18 protein-coding genes are annotated in these 20,558 nt (G+C 65.4%); 14 read left to right on the top strand and 4 right to left on the bottom strand.

Going from position 1 to position 20,558, the window contains the following annotated elements; genetic code table 11:
* Nucleotides 1-180 precede the first annotated feature (180 nt).
* Nucleotides 181-1,767 (bottom strand): threonine ammonia-lyase, biosynthetic, encoded by a 1,587-nt coding sequence (gene ilvA, locus ACQZ13_RS25975; RefSeq protein WP_431048733.1) that lies wholly within the window; start codon nt 1,765-1,767, stop codon nt 181-183.
* A 468-nt stretch (nt 1,768-2,235) separates the two neighbouring features.
* Here ilvA and ACQZ13_RS25970 point away from each other — a divergent pair, with 468 nt between their 5' ends.
* Nucleotides 2,236-2,658 (top strand): OsmC family protein, encoded by a 423-nt coding sequence (locus ACQZ13_RS25970; protein ID WP_088407875.1) that lies wholly within the window; start codon nt 2,236-2,238, stop codon nt 2,656-2,658.
* Between the two features lie 48 nt (nt 2,659-2,706).
* Here ACQZ13_RS25970 and coq7 read toward each other — a convergent pair whose 3' ends face one another.
* A complete protein-coding gene (gene coq7 / locus ACQZ13_RS25965) occupies nt 2,707-3,366 on the bottom strand; it encodes a 2-polyprenyl-3-methyl-6-methoxy-1,4-benzoquinone monooxygenase (protein WP_431048732.1) in 660 nt (219 codons plus the stop codon).
* Between the two features lie 271 nt (nt 3,367-3,637).
* On the opposite strand from coq7, the gene ACQZ13_RS25960 reads away from it, so the two are divergent.
* The 7 genes from ACQZ13_RS25960 to ACQZ13_RS25930 all read left to right on the top strand — a co-directional run bounded on the left by ACQZ13_RS25960 (nt 3,638) and on the right by ACQZ13_RS25930 (nt 11,600).
* Nucleotides 3,638-4,654, top strand: coding sequence for a porin (locus tag ACQZ13_RS25960; RefSeq protein ID WP_431048731.1), 1,017 nt, complete (start codon nt 3,638-3,640; stop codon nt 4,652-4,654).
* Nucleotides 4,655-4,970: 316 nt separating this feature from the next.
* Nucleotides 4,971-6,032, top strand: a complete 1,062-nt coding sequence (locus tag ACQZ13_RS25955; protein ID WP_431048730.1) for a porin — start codon at nt 4,971-4,973, stop codon at nt 6,030-6,032.
* Nucleotides 6,033-6,282: 250 nt separating this feature from the next.
* The gene (locus ACQZ13_RS25950) at nt 6,283-7,260 is read left to right on the top strand and encodes an ABC transporter permease (RefSeq protein ID WP_431048728.1); all 978 of its coding nucleotides are present in this window, start codon (nt 6,283-6,285) and stop codon (nt 7,258-7,260) included.
* 1 nt (nt 7,261) lies between these two features.
* The gene (locus tag ACQZ13_RS25945) at nt 7,262-8,482 is read left to right on the top strand and encodes a M20 aminoacylase family protein (RefSeq protein WP_431048727.1); all 1,221 of its coding nucleotides are present in this window, start codon (nt 7,262-7,264) and stop codon (nt 8,480-8,482) included.
* Nucleotides 8,483-8,555: 73 nt separating this feature from the next.
* Complete coding sequence (locus ACQZ13_RS25940; RefSeq protein ID WP_088407881.1) at nt 8,556-9,518, top strand: ABC transporter permease; 963 nt, start codon at nt 8,556-8,558, stop codon at nt 9,516-9,518.
* A gap of 16 nt (nt 9,519-9,534) precedes the next feature.
* Complete coding sequence (locus ACQZ13_RS25935) at nt 9,535-10,536, top strand: ABC transporter ATP-binding protein (RefSeq protein ID WP_431048726.1); 1,002 nt, start codon at nt 9,535-9,537, stop codon at nt 10,534-10,536.
* Nucleotides 10,533-11,600 (top strand): ABC transporter ATP-binding protein, encoded by a 1,068-nt coding sequence (locus tag ACQZ13_RS25930; RefSeq protein WP_431048725.1) that lies wholly within the window; start codon nt 10,533-10,535, stop codon nt 11,598-11,600. Before ACQZ13_RS25935 ends, ACQZ13_RS25930 begins: the two co-directional genes overlap by 4 nt.
* A gap of 44 nt (nt 11,601-11,644) precedes the next feature.
* Here the strand turns inward: ACQZ13_RS25930 and lptM are convergent, their stop codons facing one another.
* A complete protein-coding gene (gene lptM, locus ACQZ13_RS25925) occupies nt 11,645-11,794 on the bottom strand; it encodes an LPS translocon maturation chaperone LptM (protein ID WP_431053399.1) in 150 nt (49 codons plus the stop codon).
* A 112-nt stretch (nt 11,795-11,906) separates the two neighbouring features.
* Between lptM and cyaY the strand changes: the two genes are divergently transcribed.
* A complete protein-coding gene (cyaY, locus tag ACQZ13_RS25920) occupies nt 11,907-12,254 on the top strand; it encodes an iron donor protein CyaY (protein WP_431048724.1) in 348 nt (115 codons plus the stop codon).
* A gap of 166 nt (nt 12,255-12,420) precedes the next feature.
* Here the strand turns inward: cyaY and ACQZ13_RS25915 are convergent, their stop codons facing one another.
* Nucleotides 12,421-14,865, bottom strand: a complete 2,445-nt coding sequence (locus tag ACQZ13_RS25915; protein ID WP_431048723.1) for a penicillin-binding protein 1A — start codon at nt 14,863-14,865, stop codon at nt 12,421-12,423.
* A gap of 443 nt (nt 14,866-15,308) precedes the next feature.
* Between ACQZ13_RS25915 and ACQZ13_RS25910 the strand changes: the two genes are divergently transcribed.
* Genes ACQZ13_RS25910 through pilQ form a run of 5 tightly spaced genes read left to right on the top strand, consistent with a single transcriptional unit; the run spans nt 15,309 to nt 20,544 of the window.
* Nucleotides 15,309-16,388, top strand: coding sequence for a pilus assembly protein PilM (locus ACQZ13_RS25910; RefSeq protein ID WP_088407946.1), 1,080 nt, complete (start codon nt 15,309-15,311; stop codon nt 16,386-16,388).
* The gene (locus tag ACQZ13_RS25905; RefSeq protein ID WP_431048722.1) at nt 16,385-17,005 is read left to right on the top strand and encodes a PilN domain-containing protein; all 621 of its coding nucleotides are present in this window, start codon (nt 16,385-16,387) and stop codon (nt 17,003-17,005) included. Before ACQZ13_RS25910 ends, ACQZ13_RS25905 begins: the two co-directional genes overlap by 4 nt.
* Before the next feature lie 7 nt (nt 17,006-17,012).
* Nucleotides 17,013-17,723, top strand: coding sequence for a type 4a pilus biogenesis protein PilO (locus ACQZ13_RS25900; RefSeq protein ID WP_431053396.1), 711 nt, complete (start codon nt 17,013-17,015; stop codon nt 17,721-17,723).
* A 41-nt stretch (nt 17,724-17,764) separates the two neighbouring features.
* Nucleotides 17,765-18,313: a pilus assembly protein PilP gene (locus ACQZ13_RS25895; RefSeq protein WP_431053394.1), complete on the top strand. Its 549-nt coding sequence runs from the start codon at nt 17,765-17,767 to the stop codon at nt 18,311-18,313.
* A gap of 26 nt (nt 18,314-18,339) precedes the next feature.
* Nucleotides 18,340-20,544, top strand: a complete 2,205-nt coding sequence (gene pilQ / locus ACQZ13_RS25890; protein ID WP_431053392.1) for a type IV pilus secretin PilQ — start codon at nt 18,340-18,342, stop codon at nt 20,542-20,544.
* Nucleotides 20,545-20,558 lie beyond the last annotated feature (14 nt).

Here is a 20,558-nt window from a genome sequence, read left to right as displayed (position 1 = left end):
TTCTCGGTCCGCGCCGCGGACCGGCCATCGGCAATTGCCCCCGACGCCCGGCATCTGCCCCTTGTCCCGGGGTCAGGGTGTTGGTGTCAAGCCGTAACGGTGCGATCGCCGGGCGGCGATGCGCCCGCGCGGTCACGACGGGTTGACGTCGACCAGCGCTGAGGGATCAGCGCAGAAGGATCAACGCAGGAAGAGCCGGTACACCGGGTTGTCGGTTTCCTCGGTGTACGGATAGTTCAACTGGTCGAGGAAGGTCTTGAACGCCTTGCCGTCGCCCTTGGGCACCTGCAGGCCGACAAGGATGCGACCGTAGTCCGCGCCCTGGTTGCGGTAATGGAAGAGGCTGATGTTCCAGTCCGGGCTCATGCTGGACAGGAAGCGCATCAGCGCGCCGGGCCGCTCCGGGAAGATGAAACGGAACAGGCGCTCGTTCTGCGCGAGCTCGGTCCGGCCGCCGACCATGTGGCGGACGTGCTGCTTGGCCAGTTCGTCGTCCGTGAGATCGACGGTGGCGAAGCGGTGCCGCTCGAAGCTGCGGACCAGCTTGTCGGCCTCCTCGCGCTTCGTGATGGAAACGCCGACGAAGACGTGCGCCACCTGCTGGTCGGAGATGCGGTAGTTGAACTCGGTGACGCTGCGTCCCTGGACCAGCTCGCAGAAGCGCCGGAAGCTGCCGCGCTCTTCCGGGATGGTGACGGCGAACAGGGCCTCGCGCTCCTCGCCGACCTCGGCCCGCTCGGCCACGAAGCGCAGCCGGTCGAAGTTCATGTTCGCGCCGCAGGTGATGGCGACGTAGGTCTCGCCCTTGGTCCCGTGCTGCGCGGCGTACTGCTTGATCGCCGCGACGCCCAGGCCGCCGGCCGGCTCCAGGATGCTGCGCGTGTCGACGAAGACGTCCTTGATCGCGGCGCAGACGGCGTCGGTGTCGACCAGGAGGTAGTCGTCGACCAGCTCGCGGCAGATGCGGAAGGTCTCCTCGCCGACCAGCTTGACCGCGGTGCCGTCCGAGAACAGGCCCACGTCCGTCAGCGTCACCCGCTTGCCGGCGCGTACCGAGCGCACCATGGCGTCCGAGTCCTTGGTCTGGACGCCGATGACCTTGATCTCCGGCCGCACCGCCTTGATGTAGGCTGCCACCCCCGAGATCAGCCCGCCGCCGCCGATCGCGACGAAGATCGCGTCGATCGGGCCCGGATGCTGGCGCAGCACTTCCATGGCGATCGTGCCCTGGCCGGCGATGACGTCGGGATCGTCGAACGGGTGTACGAAGCTCAGGCCCTGCTGCTGCTCGAGTTCCAGCGCATGGCCGTAGGCGTCGGTGAAGGATTCGCCGGACAGCACCACCTCGCCGCCCAACGCCTGCACGGCGTCGATCTTGACCTTGGGCGTGGTCACCGGCATCACGATGACGGCGCGGCAGCCGAGTTTCTTCGCCGACAGCGCCACCCCTTGCGCGTGATTACCGGCCGACGCGCAAATCACGCCGCGAGCCAATTGCTCGGGCGCGAGATTTGCCATCTTGTTATAGGCGCCCCGCAATTTGAAGCTGAATACCGGCTGCTGATCTTCCCGTTTCAGCCAGACTTTGTTGCCGATGCGCTTGGAGAGATTGCGGGCGGCGTCGAGGGAGGTTTCCTGCGCGACCTCATACACCTTCGCGTTAAGAATCCGTTGCAGATAACTCTGGTCGGCCGGGAGTAACGCGGGGTGCTGCGCCGACGGGCGCGTCGAGGTGGTCTTGCGCGATGCGCGGCGGGTGCCGGCCATGGAAATCCCTCCAGTTCCCCTTCCCGCGCGGGACGCGGCGGGAGTCGGGCGGACGATGATAGCCAGGGTTTGCCCGAGGCGCGGCCACCCCCGGACGGCGGCGGGGTGCCGCGCTTTCGCCATTGGAGGAGCCAGCCTTGCGGCTGGGCGCGGTCCGGGGAGGACGGAAGAGGGGCGAAAAAAAGCCCGAGGCTTGTGGCCTCGGGCTGAATCCACCATGGAGGCGGTGGAGGAGACAATCGGTGCGGGGCTGACCCCACTGTCGGGGTAGCGCTATCGCATGCCTAGAATTCTAGGGGGATGCATGTTGCGCTGCAATATTTTTTGGGGTCTCCGGCGCTGGAGTCGGGTCTCTAAATGCGCAAAATCACCGCCGGAGTGGGTGACCGCGACGGGCGGCTCCGCAGGAATTGGGGTCAGAGTGCCGCCGCATGGCTCGAACGGCCCATGGAACGAAGGAACGACGGAATGGAATGCACGATCAACTGGATGGGCGCCGACGGCATGAGCTTCATCGCGGAGACCGGCAGCGGCCACATGATCAACATGGACGGCGCCCCGGACGGCGGCGGGCGCAACCTCGCGCCGCGGCCGATGGAGACGGTGCTGGCCGGCACGGGTGGGTGCACGGCCTATGACGTCGTGCTGATCCTCAAGCGCGGCCGTCATGATGTCCGTGGCTGCCAGGTGAAGCTCAGCGCCGATCGCGCGGAGGTCGACCCCAAGGTGTTCACGAAGATCCACATGCACTTCGTCGTGACCGGGAAGAACCTGCCTCAGGCCACGGTGGAGCGCGCGGTCCAGCTCTCTCACGAGAAGTACTGCTCCGCCAGCATCATGCTGGCGAAGACCGCCGAAATCACCACTTCGGTGGAGATCGTCGAGGGTTGATTCCCTCCAAGGGAGGAGGGGCGCGCTGGTCCCCCCCCCTTTACCCATCTAGAGATGGTGTGCCGTACTCGTCATGACCTTGGCGGCGAGGCGCATCAGGCTCCGCACGGGGGCCGGGAGGTCCACGCCGCCCAGTTCGCGGGCTTCTTCGGCGTGGCGGGCCTCTTCTTCCTTCATCTGCGCGACGACGGCTCTTGAGCTGTGGTCGCCCTCTGGCAACCGTTCCAGGTGGCTGGCCAGGTGCGCTTCCACCTGGCGCTCGGTCTCGATGACGAAGCCCAGGCTGACCTTGTCCCCGATGACTCCGGCGACCGCCCCGATGGCGAAGGCACCGCCGTACCAGAGGGGATTGAGCAGGCTTGGACGGTCGTTGAGCGCGCGCAACCGGTCGGCGCACCAGGCGAGATGGTCGATCTCCTCCTGGGCGGCGTGTTCGAGGTGATCGCGCAGCGCCTCGTCCCGCGTGGTCAGGGCCTGGGCGCGGTAGAGCGCCTGCGCGCAGACTTCGCCGACATGGTTGACGCGCATCAGCGAGGCGGCCAGCTTGCGCTGCGGCTCATCCAGAGGCGTGTCGGCCGCCTCGGCTTGCGGCACCGGTCGTGCCGACGGCGCCACCCCCGCCAGCGTCTTCAGGCTGTGGTCCAGCGTGGATATCCACGCATCCGCTCTAGAAAGTATGCGCGCCGGGCGCGGGGGCTGAAATTCCATCTTGAATGCTCGCCGTGGGCATGGCACCGCAGTTTAGGAGCGGGGCGTCAAGCGGTTCGCCGGCCCGCGTTGATCCTTTGTGCGAATGCGTGATGACACAATTTTTTAATCCCATACGCGTTGCTTCGACCCAACGAAATCAGGACTTTTACGGGGTGGCTGCTGGTCAGGCGTGATGGGACCTGTTGCAATACACCACAGCTTCATTGCAGGAGCTTGGTTTGCGGGTGATCTACCAACCGCAACCTCATTGAAGATCTAGGAGTCTCTAATGAAGAAATCTCTCGTCGCGCTGGCTGTGCTGGCTGGTTTCGCTGGTGCCGCTGCCGCTCAATCGTCCGTCACCCTGTTCGGCGTGATCGACGTGGCCGCCCGTTACACGAAGGCCAATGGCCAGGACACGAAGCAACTGACGAACGACGGCAGCTCCTCCAGCCGCATCGGCGTCCGTGGCGTCGAAGACCTGGGTGGCGGCCTGAAGGCTGGCTTCTGGCTGGAAGGCGCCCTGGCTGCCGACACCGGCACTGCTGACGCTACCCGTTTCTGGGGCCGTCGCGCTTCCGTGAGCCTGATGGGCGACTTCGGTGAAGTCCGTCTGGGCCGTGGCAAGACCTCGACCCGTCTGGTCGTCGACGACTTCGACGTCTACACGACCACCGGTCTGGGCGACGTCACCCGCACGTACAGCCTGCTGGGCTCGAACATCGACACGATCAACCGTGCCGACAACCTGGTTCAGTACTTCCTGCCGGCCGACCTGGGCGGCGTGTACGGCTCGTTCGACGTGGCCGCTGGTGAAGGCACCGACGGCAAGAAGTCGTTCGGTGGCCGTCTGGGCTACAAGATCGCCGACTTCAACGTCGCCGGTGGCTACCAATCGACCGACTCGCTGAACTCGAAGTTCAAGCAGCTGTCGCTGGGCGCCAGCTACGACTTCAAGGTCGTCAAGGTGCAAGGCCTGTTCAGCCAGCTGAAGTTCGGTTCGCGCAAGCAGAACGTGTACACGATCGGCGCCGTGGTGCCGGTGACGGCTGCCGGCTCGGTGACCGCCCAGTACACCAAGGCTGAGACCAACGGTGCCGCTGACGCTGTCAACGCCTCCAAGGGTGACGCTCAAGCCTTCACGATCGGCTACCAGCACAACCTGTCGAAGCGCACCGCGCTGTACACGACCGCGTCGATCATCGACAACGACAACGCGACCTTCAAGGTGCAGAACAACGCCGTCAACGCCGCTCGCGGTGGCAAGTCGGGTGGTCTGGACGTCGGTATCAAGCACAGCTTCTGATCCCCGGATCAGCGCCCTGCGCTACGAAAGCCGCCCCTCGGGGCGGCTTTTTTTCGTCTCAACTTCTGTCTCAACGTTTGTCCGTAGAGTCCCTGTCGCGCAGGTGCCAGGTCTTGAGCACACGGATCAAGCACTGTCGCCGCAACGCACTGTTGTGGATTTTGTAGACAGTGATCGCGGGTTTTCCCTCTGCCGCAGCGTCACAAACTTGACAGGGTTTGCTCGCGTGGGCGATGTGCAACACAAAGCGTCTCCGTCTGGGGGCTTCGCTGAGAATCGATTCCGGCGACCACACCAAACAAATAGGAGACATCACATGAAGAAAGCCGCCTTGGCGCTGAGCATCCTGGCAGCGAGCACCAGCGCCGCCTGGGCACAGTCGAGCGTGCAGCTCTACGGCATCGTGGACGTGGGTCTGCGCTGGACCAGCAACGCGAACGCCGGAAGCTCGGAGAAGCAGGTCATCCCCGGCGGCATGTCTCAGAGCCGGCTCGGCGTGAACGTGACCGAGGACATGGGCGGCGGTCTGAAGGCCATCGCCAACCTGGAGCACCGTCTGAACTCCGACACCGGCACCGTGGCTGCCGCCGACTTCTGGCGTCAGTCCTGGGTCGGTATCCAGTCGGCCGACTTCGGCCGCATCACGCTGGGTCGCCAGTACAACATCCTGTTCGACATCTACACGTCGACCTACGCGTCGTTCAAGTACTCGCCTTACATCGAGGCGTACAAGCCTGAGATCGGCCTGTCGATGGGCGCGCGCCAGGACAACATGGTGAAGTACCTGTTCGAGACCGGCCCGGTCCGCGGCGAGATCCAGGTCTCGGCCGGCGAAGGCAACTCGCAGAACAAGTCGGTCGGCGGCCTGCTGCGCTACAACCAGGGGCCCATTGCCTTCGGCGGTGCTTTCCTGCAGGTCGAGGACACCCTGGGCAAGAAGGTCAAGGGCTACACCGCCGGCGGCGCGTACACGGCCGGTCCTTGGTACATCAACCTGTCCTGGGCGACCAACAAGTTCGATCAGGGCGGTCTGCTGGGGGCAGCCTACACCTCCGGCCTGCTCGGCACCGTGCTGAACGCAGCCGCGAACGACGTGAAGAAGCGCGACATGATCTCGATGGGCGCTGCCTATCAGCTCACCCCGCAACTGAACCTCGGCGCCCACTACTGGTACGCCACTCAGACGCATTACTCCGCGGCGCTGGCCAATACCAAGAGCAAGGGTCATTACCTGGCCTTCGTCGCCGACTACGCCTTCTCCAAGCGCACCGACGTCTACCTCGAGCTGGATTACACCAAGCACGAGGGCGCGGTCCGCTTCGCCAACAACGCCGAGAAGCGCGGCGGATCCATCGTCGGCATCCGTCACCGCTTCTGACGCGCCCAGTCGCGCGCGGCTCGCCGCGCGCGCCGGCCTCCCCGCCAAACCGCCTTCGGGCGGTTTTTTCGTTGGTGTCCGACGGTTGGTGCGACGTCGCGTTCACGCCGCGTCAAGGGCTAACCCACTTGCCGCTGGGCGTACGCTCCTTGATGATGGCCACTTCTGAAGCGTCCCGCCTCCGGGGTCAGGTCGTGCCAGGGCCGGTCACAAGCCGCATCGCCCGAGCCCATGCCGGAGGCCCCCGTCCATGCTGGTTTTCATTCTCCGCCGTCTGGCGCAGGCCCTCGTCGTCATGCTGACGGTGGCCTTCATCGCCTTCATGCTGTTCCAGTACGTCGGCGACCCGGTCAACAACCTGCTCGGTCAGGACGCCACCCCCGAGCAGCGCGAGCAACTGCGCAAGGACCTGGGGCTCGACCAAAGCTTCATCGTGCAGTTCGCGCATTTCGCCGCGAACGCGGCGCAGGGTGAATTCGGGGTCAGCCTGAAGCAGGGCCGCAAGGTGTCCGCGCTGATCGCCGAGCGTTTCCCGGCGACGCTGGAACTGTCGGCGACCGCCGCGGTGATCGCGCTGGTGTTCGGCATCCCGCTGGGGGTCTACGCCGCGCTGCGGCGCGGGAGCTTCGGCTCGCAGCTGCTGATGACGCTGTCGCTGTTGGGGGTCGCGCTGCCGACCTTCCTCATCGGCATCCTGCTGATCCTCATCTTCGCGGTGCAACTGGCCTGGCTGCCGAGCTATGGCCGGGGCGAGGTCGTGATGCTCGGTGCGTGGAGCACTGGTCTGCTGACCGGCGACGGGCTGCGCCATCTGCTGCTCCCGGGCGTCACGCTGGCGGTGTTCCAGCTGACGCTGATCATGCGCATCGTGCGTGCCGAGATGCTGGAAGTGCTGCGTGCCGACTACATCAAGTTCGCCCGCGCGCGAGGTCTCAGCGACCGGACGATCTACTTCGGTCATGCGTTGAAGAACACGCTGGTACCGGTCATCACCATCACCGGCTTGCAGCTGGGATCGCTGATTGCCTTTGCGATCATCACCGAGACCGTGTTTCAATGGCCCGGCATGGGGTTGCTGTTCATCCAGGCGGTGCAGTTCGCCGACATTCCGGTGATGGCGGCCTACCTCTGCCTGATCTCGCTGATCTTTGTCGTGATCAACCTGGTCGTCGACCTGCTGTACTTCGCCGTCGATCCGCGCTTGCGCGTGAGCGGCGGCGCGCACTGACATGAACGTCCCAGAGCACCTGACCGCCACCGCGGCGGGCACCTACCAGCGCCTCTTCGAGGCGCGCGGTGAACTCGTCGCCTTGCGACGCGAGCTGCACACGATGCCGGAACTCGGCTTCGAGGAGCACCGCACCGCCGCGCGCATCGTGCAGGCGCTGAAGGCCTGCGGCGTCGACGAGATCCACCAGGGCCTGGGCCGCACCGGGATCGTCGCGACCATCCACGGACAGACGACGCCGGGCACGCCGCCGAGACTCTTCGGTTTGCGCGCCGACATGGACGCACTCCCGTTGCGCGAGCAGAACGACTTCGCCTGGCGTTCGTCGACGCCCGGCCTGATGCACGCGTGCGGCCACGACGGGCATTGCGCGATGCTGGTGGGCACGGCGCGCTACCTCGCGCAGACGCGACGCTTCGCGGGCACGGCCGTGCTGGTGTTCCAGCCCGGTGAAGAGGGCTACGGCGGGGCGCGCGAGATGATCGCCGACGGCCTGTTCGATCGATTCCCGGTCGAATCCATCTACGCGATGCACAACTGGCCGCACCTGCCGCCCGGCAAGATCGGCCTGAACCGCGGCGCGATGATGGCGGCGGCGGACCGCGTGAACATCACGATCCAGGGCCGCGGCGGCCATGGCGCGCATCCACACCTGAGCGTCGATCCGGTGCTGATCGCCGGCCATGTGATCACCGCGGTGCAGAGCCTGGTGTCGCGCAACATCGCGCCGATCGAGCAGGCGGTCGTCAGCCTGTGTTCGATGCATGCCGGCGAGGCCAGCGCCTTCAGCGTGATTCCCGAAGCCGCACAGTTGACAGGGACCGTCCGCAGCTTCAAGCCGGAGGTGCAGCAACTGCTCGAGGAGCGGATGACGCGTTTGGTCGAATCGGTCGCATTGGGTTTCGGCGCGAGCGCCAAGGTCGATTACCAGCGCCTCTATCCGGCCACGGTCAACAGCGCGCGCGAAGCCGACTTCGCCGTGCGCGTCGCGCAATCGCTGGTCGGCGCCGAGAACGTCGACGACAAGCTCGTGCCCAGCATGGGCTCGGAAGACTTCGCCTTCATGCTGCAGGCGCGGCCCGGCGCCTACCTGCGACTGGGGCAGGGCGGTCCTTGCGGGCTGCATCAGCCGCGCTACGACTTCAACGACGAGATCCTGCCGCTCGGGTCCGCGCTGTTCGCTGCCCTCGTCGAGCAGGGATTGCCGCTCGCCCCGCATTGAGCGGTCTGTTCCGCCCGCCACCCGCCTGCCATCGATCCGACAGCCCGCCACAGCCCGCCTTTCCGATCCTCGAATGACCGCTTCCCTTCCTCCTCCGCCGGCCTCCGGCGCGCCGACTCCGCGCCCGCCGAATGCGCTGAAGCGCTTCTTCGACGGCGACGTCTGGCACTCGTTCACCCGATCGCCGTTCGCGATGGTCGCGGCCTTCGTCGCCCTGTGCTGCCTGGTCTGCGCGCTGTTCGCGACCTGGATCGCGCCGCACGATCCGTTCGATCTCTCCGCGCTGGAGCTGATGGACTCCCGGCTGCCGCCGGCGTGGATCGAAGGCGGATCGTCGAAGTACCTGCTCGGCACCGACGACCAGGGGCGCGATCTCCTGTCCGCGATCATGTACGGCGCGCGCATCTCGCTGCTGGTGGGCGTGGCCTCGGTGATCCTGTCGATGATCATCGGCGTCGGACTGGGCTTGCTGTCGGGCTTCGTCGGCGGCAAGGTGGACGCCTTCATCATGCGCATCTGCGACGTGATGCTGTCCTTCCCGTCGATCCTGATCGCGCTGCTGATCGACGGCGTGGGTCGCGTCGTCTTCAAGGACGCGCACGAATCGCTCGCCTTCGCGGTGCTGATCCTGGCGATCTCGCTGACCGGCTGGGTGCAGTACGCGCGCACGGTGCGCGGCTCGACGATGGTCGAGCGCAACAAGGAATACGTGCAGGCGGCGCGCGTGATCGGCGTCCAGCCGATGGCGATCATGTGGCGCCACGTCCTGCCCAACGTCACCGGGCCGGTGCTGGTGCTGGCCACCTTGCAGGTCGCGTCGGCGATCCTGACCGAAGCGACCTTGTCCTTCCTCGGCGTCGGCGTGCCGCCGACCAGTCCCTCGCTGGGCACCTTGATCCGCATCGGCAACGACTTCCTCTTCTCCGGGGAGTGGTGGATCACCATCTGGCCCAGCACGATGCTGGTGCTGATCACGGTGTCGGTGAACATGCTCGGCGATTGGTTGCGCGATGCGCTCAATCCCCGTCTGCGCTGATTGGAGGGACGGACCCATGACCGCACCCGCACCCCTGTTGCAAGTCCGGAACCTGCGCGTGGAATTTCCGACCCGGCGCGGCACGCTGCTCGCGCTGGATGACGTGTCTTTCGACATCGCCCCGGGCGAAGTGCTCGGCGTCGTCGGCGAATCCGGCGCCGGCAAGTCGCTGACCGGCGCCGCGATCATCGGCCTGCTCGAGCCGCCTGGACGCATCGCCGGCGGCGAGATCCTGCTCGACGGACGACGCATCGACAACCTGCCGGCCGACCAGATGCGCCGCGTGCGAGGCCGGCAGATCGGCGCGATCTTCCAGGATCCGCTGACCTCGCTCAATCCGCTGTACACGGTGGGCCGGCAACTGGTCGAGACCATCACGACGCACCTTGGCCTGAGCGCGAAGCAGGCCCGTGCCCGCGCGATCGAGCTGCTCGCGGCGACCGGCATTCCGGCGCCGGAAGCGCGCGTGGATCAATATCCGCATCAGTTCTCCGGCGGCATGCGGCAGCGCGTGGTGATCGCGCTCGCGCTCGCGGCCGATCCGAAACTCATCGTCGCCGATGAGCCGACGACGGCGCTGGACGTGTCGATCCAGGCGCAGATCATCGCCCTGCTCAAGCGCGTGTGCCGGGACCAGGGCGCGGCGGTCATGCTGGTCACGCACGACATGGGCGTGATTGCGGAGACCTGCGATCGCGTGGCGGTGATGTACGCCGGACGTGTCGCGGAGATCGGGCCGGTGCAGGAAGTGATTCATCGTCCCGGTCATCCGTACACCTCGGGATTGATGGGCTCCATCCCCGCCATGGACGAGGATCGCGAGCGGCTGGTGCAGATCGATGGCGCGATGCCGCGGCTCACCTCGATCCCGACGGGCTGCGCCTTCCATCCGCGATGCCCGCGGGCGTTCGATCGCTGCCATGAGCAGCGGCCCGAGTTGATGAAGGCGCCCGCGACCCAGGCGGCGTGCTGGTTGCATGCAGCGGACGTCGCCGTCGTGCAGGGAGGTGTCGCATGACGGTGTTGAACGAGACGATCCGAGCCGTGGATCCGGCGGGCGCGGCCGACGGTCGTGCGACGGTAGGGACGGGTGTCGCGCTCGTCGAGGTGCGGGATCTTGCGAAGACCTTCGACGTGTCGGCCCCGTGGCTCAATCGCGTGATCGAGCGCAAGTCGCGGCAGTTCGTGCATGCGGTGGACGGCGTCAGCTTCTCGATCGAGAAGGGGAAGACGCTCGCACTGGTCGGCGAATCCGGGTGCGGGAAGAGTACCGTGGCCCGGCTGCTGGTCGGCTTGTACGCGCCGACACACGGCGAAGTCCGTTTCGACGATGTCGACATCGCGACCACGTTGAAGGGGCCCGGCGCGTTGGCCTTGCGGCGCCGGATGCAGATGATCTTCCAGGATCCCTATGCGAGCCTGAATCCGCGCTGGAAGGTGCAGGACATCGTCGCCGAACCCCTGCGCGAACATGGCCTGGTGCGCGACGCTCAGGCGCTGAAGCAGCGGGTTGGCGAACTGCTGCAATCGGTGGGGCTGGCGCCTGCGGACGCGGAGAAGTTCCCGCACCAGTTCTCAGGCGGCCAGCGTCAGCGCATCTCGATTGCCCGTGCGCTGGCGACCGAGCCCGAATTCCTCGTCTGCGACGAGCCGACCTCGGCGCTCGACGTGTCGGTGCAGGCGCAGGTGCTGAACATCATGAAGGACCTGCAGCGCAAGCAGGGCCTGACCTACCTGTTCATCTCGCACAACCTCGCGGTGGTGCGGCACGTGGCCGACCAGGTCGGCGTGATGTACCTCGGCCGGCTGGTGGAGCAGGCGGACAAGCGCGCGCTGTTCGCGACGCCGCGGCATCCGTACACGCGGATGCTGCTCGACGCGATTCCGGACATCCACATGACGGGACGCTCGCGTACGCCCGTGCAGGGGGAGGTGCCCAATCCGCTGAATCCCCCGAGCGGGTGCAGCTTCCACCCACGGTGCCCGCATGCGAACGCGCGATGCAGCACAGAGCGTCCGCAGCTGTTGGCATTCCAGGGGATCCGCGTGGCATGCCATGCGGTCGAGGAAGGGCGGATCTGAGGTCCACTCCTCGTGGACCTGGCGGTCCTTGCAGGCCCGCCGCGTCAGTTCGCTGCGCTGGCAGCCGACGCCGGTGAGGAGGCCGTCGACGCCGAGGCCGGCGCCGGATGCTTCCCCTGCGGCAACTGCAACGGGCGCTTCTGACCGCAGGCGCTGACGGCAAGCGCAGCCGCGCACAACATCAGGGTCGTCATGGCCTTGGCGGCACGGCGGCGGGTCGGCGTGGAGGCAGCGCCTACACTTCGCGTCTTCACGTTCTTCATGGGCTCGCAGTCTAGTCCCTCGCGAGCCCGCTTCCGACTGCCCATGACGCCCACGCCACTGACCGATGCCGATTACGACGCCCGCACCGACGCCGTGCTGGCCAGCATTGAATCCGACGTCGACACGTGGCTCGACGACGACGTGGTCGATATCGACCAGCATCGCACCGGCGGCCTGCTCGAACTGGAATTCCCGGATCGCAGCAAGATCGTCGTGAACACGCAGCCGCCGCTGCACGAGCTGTGGCTCGCGTCGCGTCGCGGCGGTTATCACTTCAAGTTCGTCGACGGCCAGTGGGTCGATACCAAGGACGGCGTCGCCTTCTTCGCGCGACTGTCCGAAGAAGCGTCGCATCACGCGGGGAAGGCCCTGGCGTTCTCCGCGGTCTGACTGCTGCGTAGGCCGAGCGCGATCGACCCAACCGGGGGACCTTTTCTCCATGTCCCTCCTTCAACTGCCTCCCGGCAGTTGAATTCCTTCCTAATACTTCCGAAAAGGTCCCCCGGTCGGGTCGATCCGGGAGACCTGCGCATTCGGACGAAGGCGCAAGGGGCGTCTATCGTTTGAAGAGATCCAGGATGCTCTTCTTCTCTTCCTCGGAGCCCGAGGTTGGGACCTGTTCCTCGCTGCCGAGCGCCTTCACGCCGTTGTTGCCGGCAAACTCGTCGTAGTACCACTCGCCATTGAAGTTGACGACGCCTTCGGGCGGCTGGATCTCCTGCACCGGCGTGTTGCGCAGCGCGTACTGCATGAACTCGATCCACACCGGCAGCGCCAGTCCGCCGCCGGTCTCACGATCACCCAGCTTGCGCGGCTGGTCGTAGCCGATCCACACCACCGACACCAGCTCCGGCTGGAAGCCCGCGAACCAGGCGTCCATCGAGTCGTTGGTCGTGCCGGTCTTGCCGTAGATGTCAGGACGCTTCAGCGTTGCCTGCGTCCGGGCCGCCGTGCCGCTGCGAGCGACTTCCTGCAGCAGGCTGTCCATCAGGTAGGCGTTGCGCGGCTCGATGGCCCGTTGCGAGTCTTCGAACTGCTTGGGTTGCTGCTGGTACAGCACGCGACCGGCATGGTCGGTGATGCGCTGGACCAGCTGCGGCGCAATCCGGTAGCCGCCGTTGGCGAAGACCGAATACGCCTGCGCCATCTGCATGGGTGTCACCGAGCCGGCGCCCAGCGCCATCGTCAGGTAGGCCGGGTGCTTGTCCGCGTCGAAGCCGAAGCGCGTGATCCAGTCTTGCGCGTATTTCACGCCGACCGACTGCAGCACCCGGATCGACACCATGTTCTTGGACTTGGCCAGTGCGCGACGAAGCGGCATCGGACCGTCGAACTGACCGTCGTAGTTCTTGGGCTCCCAGGGCTGGCTGCCCGTGGTGGTCGCGTCGAAGAAGAGCGGTCCGTCGTTGACGATGGTCGCGCCGTTGAAGCCCTTCTCCAGTGCGGCCGAGTAGATGAACGGCTTGAAGCTGGAGCCCGGCTGCCGCCAAGCCTGCGTGACGTGGTTGAACTTGTTCTTGTTGTAGTCGAAGCCGCCGACGAGCGCGCGCACGCTGCCGTCCTTCGGACTGAGCGCCACCATCGCGCCTTCGACCTCCGGGAGCTGGGTGATCGTCCACTCGTCCTTGTTGTTCCGGGTCAGCTTGATCACGCGGATCACCGCGCCGCGGCGGATACGTGTCTTCGGGTTGCCCTTGTCGGACAGTCCCGAGGTGGCGGGTTTCAGGCCCTCGCCGGTGATGGTCACCGATTCGCCGCTCTGCAACGCCGCCACGACCTGCTTCGGGCTGGACTCCAGCACGACGGCAGCCAGTAGCTCGTCGTTGGCGGGGTGGTCCGACAACGCCTCGGCGACACGGGTGTCGAGTTCCTTCGGATCGGCCGGAAGGTCCACGTAGGCCTCGGGGCCCCGGTACACCTGGCGGCGCTCGTAATCCATGATGCCGCGGCGCAACGCACGGTAGGCGCGTTCCTGTTCGTCGGCGTGCAGCGTCAGGTAGACATTCAGGCCGCGGGTGTAGGCCTCGTCGCCGTACTGGCTGAAGATCAGCTGGCGGGCGAGCTCGGCGACATATTCGGCATGGCTGGCGGCTTCCTGCGGCGGCCGGATCCTCAGTTTCTCGGCCTTGGCCTGGGCGTGCTGCTCGGGCGTGATGAAGCCCATTTCCAGCATCCGGTCGATGATGTATTGCTGACGCAACACTGCGCGGCGCGGATTGTTGATGGGGTTGTAAGCAGATGGTGCTTTCGGCAACCCGGCCAGCATCGCGGCTTCCGCCACCGACAAGTCCTTCAACGGCTTGCCGAAGTAGACCTCGCTGGCCGCCGCGAAGCCGTAGGCGCGGTGCCCCAGGAAGATCTGGTTCATGTAGATCTCGAGGATCTTCTCCTTGGGCAGCGCGCTCTCGATCTTCAGCGCCAGCAGGATCTCGTAGATCTTGCGGGTGAAAGTCTTCTCGGTGGAGAGGTAGAAGTTCCGCGCCACCTGCATGGTGATGGTCGAGGCGCCCTGGCTCTTGGATTCGCTGACGTTGGCCAGGCCGGCCCGGATCACGCCCAGGTAGTCCACGCCGCCGTGCTGATAGAAGCGCGCGTCCTCGATGGCCAGGATGGCGTCCTGCATGAGCTTGGGGATCTCGCGGATGTCGGAGTAGCTGCGGCGCTCTTCCCCGTACTCGGCGAGCAGCTGGCCTTCGCTGGACATGACCCGCAAGGGCAGCTTCGGCCGGTAATCGGTCAGGCCGCTGATGTCGGGCAGTTGGGGATAGGCGATCGCCAGCGCCATGCCGACCAGGAGCACCACAGCGCCGATGCCCGCCAGCACCAGCCCGAAGAACCAGCCGAGCAGCCGCACGAACCAGTGCCGGCGTGGCCTGCCGTCACCCTTGGGCTTCTTCTTGCGAGAGGAGTCGCTCTTGTCTTTCCTGGAAGCGCTGCCCTGGCCCGGATCGGACGGGGCGTCGAAGGAGGGTTCGTTGTCGGGGGAATTCTTCGAGGGCATGGGCCGGAGTGTGCAATCTTGCGTGCCTGGCCGCGCCCTATCAGGGCCTGTACGGGTGACGATGCGGGCCGCGAGCGACGATTATAGGAACGGCCCCTCGTGGGGCTCCGCCAGTCCGATCCGCGGCCCCTTGACTGTTACAAGTGCTTTGGAACTTTCGCGGACACTGCGCGGCTTGCCTTTTCTTCCACACCCGGGACACCCCTCTTGAAGGTGTTCCGGCGGGGGATTCGGCAAAGTGGAAAACAGCGCAAAACCGTTCGAAACGAGGAGTAAAAGGGCCATTTTTCGGCGCTTTACCACCCGTCCGTGGCGTGTATGTTACGCAACGCTGCGTTACTTGCTGTGACCGCTTTGCCTTGGGGCGACAAAGGCTTTGCTGATAGCATTCAAGTAACTTATTAACAAACCGGCGCATGAGCGGCGCGTTGGGGGAACGCATCATGGGGCTGTTGGACCTACTGCGCGGACGTGCGCATCCACCCATGATTGGCCTGGACATCTCGTCGTCCAGCGTCAAGCTTGTGGAATTGAGTCAAAACTCGAATGGCGAATACGTTCTTGAGCGTTTCGCCACCGAGCCATTCGAAAAAGGCTGGATTACCGACGGCCAGATCGAGAAATTCGACGAGGTCGCGGACGCCGTCCGCCGGGTGGTCACGCGCAGTGGCAGCCGGACCCGACAGGCATCGCTGGCGATGCCTCAGAGTTCGGTGATCACCAAGAAGATCATGCTGCCAGCCGGCCTCCGCGAGGAGGAGCTCGAGCTGCAGGTCGAGGCGGAAGCCAATCAGTACATCCCGTTCTCGCTGGACGAGGTCTCGCTGGACTTCTGCGTGATCGGACCCAGCCCGACCTCGGTCGGCGATGTCGAAGTGCTGATCGCAGCGTCCCGCAAGGACCGCGTGCAGGACCGACAGGCGCTGGCCGAAGCGGCCGGGCTGCGGCCTGTGGTGCTGGACATCGAATCCCACGCTTCGCGGATGGCCGTCGGCCGTCTGGTGGAGACGCTGCCGAACGAGGGCAAGGATGCGCTGGTCGCGCTGTTCGAGATCGGCGCCGACACCACCTCGCTGAAGGTGCTGCGCGACGACGAGATGCTCTACGACCGCGATCAGGCCTTCGGCGGCTCGCAGTTGACCCAGCTGATCTCGCGCCAGTACGGCTTCTCGTTCGAGGAGGCGGAGTTGAAGAAACTCAGCGGCGAACTGCCGGACGACTACGACACGCAGGTGCTGAACCCCTTCGTCGACTCGCTGTCGCAGGAGATCGGCCGGGCCCTCCAGTACTTCTTCACCAGCACGCCGCATCACAAGGTCCATTACGTGATGCTCGCCGGCGGCACGGCCACGTTGCCGGGCCTCAAGGAGCGGGTGACGGAGCTGACAGGCTTCGCCTGCATGGTGGTCAATCCATTCGAGAACATGGTCCTCGGTTCTGCGGTGCGCGAATCCAAGCTGCGCCGTGAAGCGCCGGCCTATCTGACGGCCTGCGGCCTCGCCATGCGGAGGTTCTTTCAGTGATTCTGATCAACCTGCTCCCGCACCGCGAGGAGAAGCGCAAGCGCCGCAAGGCCGCGTTCTTCGTCGGGCTGGGAATGTCCTTCGTCGTCGGCCTGCTGATCGCGGCCTTCATCTATCTACTGCTGCAGCAGTTGACCGCCGCCCAAGCCGCGCGCAATGACTTCCTGAAGGCCGAGATCACCAAGCTCGACATCCAGATCAAGGACATTGCAACGCTGCGCGCGGAGATCGACGCACTGCGTTCCCGCCAACGGGCGGTGGAGAACCTGCAGAGCGACCGCAACACGCCGGTGCACCTGCTCAACGAACTGGCGAAGTTCACGCCGGAGGGCGTGTTCCTCCAGTCGATGCGCCAGACCGGCAAGGTCGTCGTGATTGCGGGCGTGGCGGCTTCCAATGAGCGTGTGTCCGAGATGCTGCGCAACCTGAGTCGCGCCGAATGGGTCGAAGCGCCTGATCTCGTCGAGATCAAGGTGGCCGCCGTGAACCCGCGTGATCCGCGTCGGCTGTTCGATTTCGCCATCAAGGTCGGGATCAAGAGCGTGGCGCCGGACCCTGCGGCCGGTGCTGCGAGCGGCCCCGGTGCCGCGCCGAACGCTCCGGCGAAGAAGGTGTGAGGACCCCATGGCATCGTTGAAAAACCTGGATCTCAACGCCTGGTTCGCGGACTTCTCCGGGCAGTTCCAGAACCTGAACATGAAGGAGCCGGGCCAATGGCCGCCGGCGCCGCGATATGTGAGCTTCTTCCTGGCGGTGCTGTTCACCGTGGGGGCGGGCTGGTTCGCCGTCCTGTCGGACGAGCAATCGGCCCTCGACGCGGAAGTCCAGAAGGAACCGCAGTTGAAGGAAGACTTCAACAACAAGCTGACGCAGGCCGTGAACCTGCCGGAGCTCCGCAAGCAGAAGAGCCAGGTGGAGGAATACGTCCTTCAGCTGGAAAAGCAGCTGCCGGGCAAGGCGGAAATGGACGCACTGCTGTCGGACATCAACCAGGCCGGTTTGGGTCGCGGTCTGCAGTTCGAACTGTTCCGTCCGTCCGGCATTGTCATGCGCGACTATTACGCCGAGCAGCCGATCGCGATCCGGGTGACGGGCCGCTATCACGACATCGGTGCCTTCACGGCGGATGTGTCGAACCTGTCGCGGATCGTGACGCTGCATGACCTGAACATCAATGCACCCGGTGGGCAAAGTGGCTCTGCGGGCACACCGCCTCGTACCGACACCAATGCGACGCTGTCGATGGATGCCACCGCGCGGACCTATCGCTACCTGGACCCCAACGAGGTCGAGGAACAGAAAAAGGCCGCAGCGGCTGCGGAGAAGAAGAAATGACGCGCTTCCTTCGCCCCCGTATGGTGTCGCCCGACGCGGCGATGCCGGATCGAGCGCCCGGTCGCGCGCTCGGATGGGTCGGTCTTGCCGTCGTCGGTGCGTTGCTGGCGGGCTGCACGTCCAGCACCGACGAACTGCAACAGTGGATGGACGAGCAGCGCGCGCAGGCGCGCCCGACCGTCAAGCCGCTGACGCCGCCTAAGACCTTCCAGCCCCAGCCGTACGAGGCGCAGGCGGTCGTCGACCCGTTCAGCACGCAGAAGCTGACGGTGGCGCTGCGGCGCGAGGCGGCTCAGCCCAGTTCGCTACTGGCCGCCGAGATGAAACGGCGTCGCGAACCGCTCGAAGCCTTCCCGCTGGACACGATGGCCATGGTCGGCAGCGTGTCGAGGGATGGCCGTCCGTATGCGTTGCTGCGGGTGGACAGCCTGCTGTACCAGGCGCGGGTCGGTGACTACATGGGCCAGAACTTCGGCCGCATCACCAAGATCAGCGAAACCGAAATCACGTTGCGAGAAGTCGTCCAGGACGCTGCGGGCGAATGGATTGAACGCACCAGTACTCTCCAGCTTCAGGAGCAGGGACGATGAAGAACACTGTTGTGGAGAACGCTTCGATGAGCGTCCGTACGAGGGAACGACAAGGGCGCGCCATTCGCTGGCAGGCCCTGGCCTGCGCGGTGGGTCTGGCGGTGCTCCTGCCCGTCCAGGCCTGGGCGCAGAACATGATCAAGTCGATCAGCGCGACGCAGCAATCGGGCTCGGACATCGTCCGGATCGAGTTGGCGCAACCGCTGACCGAGGTGCCGCGCGGCTTCGCCGTGCAGGTGCCGCCGCGCATCGCTCTGGACCTGCCCGGTGTGTCCAATGGCCTGGGCCGCAACGCCGTCGAAATCAATTCCGGCAACATGCGTTCGGCCAACGTCGCGCAGGCCGGCGATCGCTCCCGCGTGGTGTTGAACCTGCGCCAGGCGAGCACTTTCCGTGCGCAGCTGCAGGACAACTCGCTGCTGATCTACCTGGATAACGCGTCGAGTCCCGCCCAACCCGCCGCTGCAGCCGGGACGGCGGCCTCTCCGGAGCCGCTGCACTTCGCCCCGAGCCAGAATGCCGCCGCTCAAGGGCTTCAGGACATCGACTTCCGCCGCGGCAACGATGGTGCGGGTCGCGTGGTCGTGAACCTGCCGAGCAGCCAGGTCGGCGTCGACATCCAGCAGCAAGGTCAGGCGCTGGTCGTGGAGTTCCTGCGCAGCACGCTGCCGGAGCGCCTGCGCCGCAAGCTGGATGTGACGGACTTCGGCACACCGGTGCAGTCGATCACCGCCACGCAGCAGGGCGACCGCGTGCGCCTGGTCGTGACGCCGAAGGGCGTCTGGGAGCACAGCGCCTACCAGAGCGACAACCAGTTCGTCCTGGAAGTTCGCCCGCAGAAGGTCGATCCGAACAAGCTGACGCAGGGCCCCGGTTATGCCGGTGACAAGCTGAGCCTGAACTTCCAGAACATCGACGTGCGCGCGCTGTTGCAGGTCATCGCCGACTTCACCAACTTCAACGTGGTGACGAGCGATACCGTCACGGGCAACGTGACGCTGCGCCTGAAGGACGTTCCATGGGATCAGGCGCTGGACATCATCCTGCAGGCCAAGGGCCTGGGCCTGCGCAAGTCCGGCAATGTGCTGTGGATCGCGCCGAAGGAAGAGCTGGCCAGCAAGGAAAAGGCTGAACTGGAAGCCAAGCAGGCGGTTGCTCAGCTGGAACCGCTGCGCACGCAGTCTTTCCAGATGAATTACACGAAGGCTGAAGAAGTTGCCAAGGGGTTGACCGGCCAGAACAATCAGGGTGGTGGCACCGCCCAGGCGTCGCGCATCTTGTCGCCACGCGGCAGCGTGATCTGGGAGACCCGCACGAACCAGCTGTTCGTCAGCGATATCCCGTCCAAGCTGGAAGAGATCCAGGCGCTGATCGCGAAGATCGACGTGCCGGTGCGTCAGGTGCTGATCGAGGCTCGCATCGTCGAGGCCGACGACAAGTTCGGACGCGCGCTGGGTGTGAAGCTGGGCGCCAGCGACCTGCGTGGTCGTCAGGGTGGCATCCCTGGCTACAACGTCGGCGGCAGCAACTATGTGACTGTCGGCGGCAACTACTCGGCGATCGGCGCCCAGACGAACCAAGGCGCTGCCTACAGCTATGCGGACACGCAGTTCGTGAACCTGCCCGCGAACGTCACGGGCGATGGGTTCGGCGGTGCGACGGCCGCGAACTTCGCCCTCTCGCTGTTCAGCGCCACGGCAAACCGGTTCCTGAACCTGGAAATCTCCGCGCTGGAAGCGGATGGACGCGGCAAGATCGTGTCCAGCCCGCGCGTCGTGACCGCAGATCAGACCAAGGCGCTGATCGAGCAGGGCGAGGAAATCCCGTACCAGCAGTCGACCTCCAGCGGTGCCACATCGATCAGCTTCAAGAAGGCCGTGCTGAAGCTGGAAGTCACGCCGCAGATCACGCCGGAAGGCAATGTGATCCTGACGGTGGACGTCAACAAGGACAGCCGCGGCACGCTGACCCCGCAGGGCTACGCGATCAACAACAAGCACGTGCAGACGCTGGTGCTGGTCGAGAACGGCGGTACGGTGGTGATCGGCGGCATCTACACGCAGGAAGACCTCGAGAGCGAGAACAAGGTGCCGTATCTGGGCGACATTCCGCTGTTGGGCAACCTCTTCAAGAACAGGTCACGCAGCACCGCTAAAACGGAACTGTTGATCTTTATCACGCCGAAGGTGGTGAGCGACCGGGTGACGGCGACGACCGCGACGGTGCGTTGAGCCTGCTCCGAGCA

Source organism: Roseateles sp. L2-2 (genome assembly GCF_050613215.1).
GTDB lineage: Bacteria > Pseudomonadota > Gammaproteobacteria > Burkholderiales > Burkholderiaceae_C > Roseateles > Roseateles noduli.
Note: the sequence above shows the minus strand (reverse complement) of the source record. Positions and strands in the feature narration are given on the sequence as shown.

Bases quoted from the DNA above. Each gene is read 5' to 3' on its own strand.
- ilvA (WP_431048733.1), bottom strand. From the start codon at position 1,767: ATGGCCGGCACCCGCCGCGCATCGCGCAAGACCACCTCGACGCGCCCG.
- ACQZ13_RS25970 (WP_088407875.1), top strand. From the start codon at position 2,236: ATGGAATGCACGATCAACTGGATGGGCGCCGACGGCATGAGCTTCATC.
- coq7 (WP_431048732.1), bottom strand. From the start codon at position 3,366: ATGGAATTTCAGCCCCCGCGCCCGGCGCGCATACTTTCTAGAGCGGAT.
- ACQZ13_RS25960 (WP_431048731.1), top strand. From the start codon at position 3,638: ATGAAGAAATCTCTCGTCGCGCTGGCTGTGCTGGCTGGTTTCGCTGGT.
- ACQZ13_RS25955 (WP_431048730.1), top strand. From the start codon at position 4,971: ATGAAGAAAGCCGCCTTGGCGCTGAGCATCCTGGCAGCGAGCACCAGC.
- ACQZ13_RS25950 (WP_431048728.1), top strand. From the start codon at position 6,283: ATGCTGGTTTTCATTCTCCGCCGTCTGGCGCAGGCCCTCGTCGTCATG.
- ACQZ13_RS25945 (WP_431048727.1), top strand. From the start codon at position 7,262: ATGAACGTCCCAGAGCACCTGACCGCCACCGCGGCGGGCACCTACCAG.
- ACQZ13_RS25940 (WP_088407881.1), top strand. From the start codon at position 8,556: ATGACCGCTTCCCTTCCTCCTCCGCCGGCCTCCGGCGCGCCGACTCCG.
- ACQZ13_RS25935 (WP_431048726.1), top strand. From the start codon at position 9,535: ATGACCGCACCCGCACCCCTGTTGCAAGTCCGGAACCTGCGCGTGGAA.
- ACQZ13_RS25930 (WP_431048725.1), top strand. From the start codon at position 10,533: ATGACGGTGTTGAACGAGACGATCCGAGCCGTGGATCCGGCGGGCGCG.
- lptM (WP_431053399.1), bottom strand. From the start codon at position 11,794: ATGACGACCCTGATGTTGTGCGCGGCTGCGCTTGCCGTCAGCGCCTGC.
- cyaY (WP_431048724.1), top strand. From the start codon at position 11,907: ATGACGCCCACGCCACTGACCGATGCCGATTACGACGCCCGCACCGAC.
- ACQZ13_RS25915 (WP_431048723.1), bottom strand. From the start codon at position 14,865: ATGCCCTCGAAGAATTCCCCCGACAACGAACCCTCCTTCGACGCCCCG.
- ACQZ13_RS25910 (WP_088407946.1), top strand. From the start codon at position 15,309: ATGGGGCTGTTGGACCTACTGCGCGGACGTGCGCATCCACCCATGATT.
- ACQZ13_RS25900 (WP_431053396.1), top strand. From the start codon at position 17,013: ATGGCATCGTTGAAAAACCTGGATCTCAACGCCTGGTTCGCGGACTTC.
- ACQZ13_RS25895 (WP_431053394.1), top strand. From the start codon at position 17,765: ATGCCGGATCGAGCGCCCGGTCGCGCGCTCGGATGGGTCGGTCTTGCC.
- pilQ (WP_431053392.1), top strand. From the start codon at position 18,340: ATGAGCGTCCGTACGAGGGAACGACAAGGGCGCGCCATTCGCTGGCAG.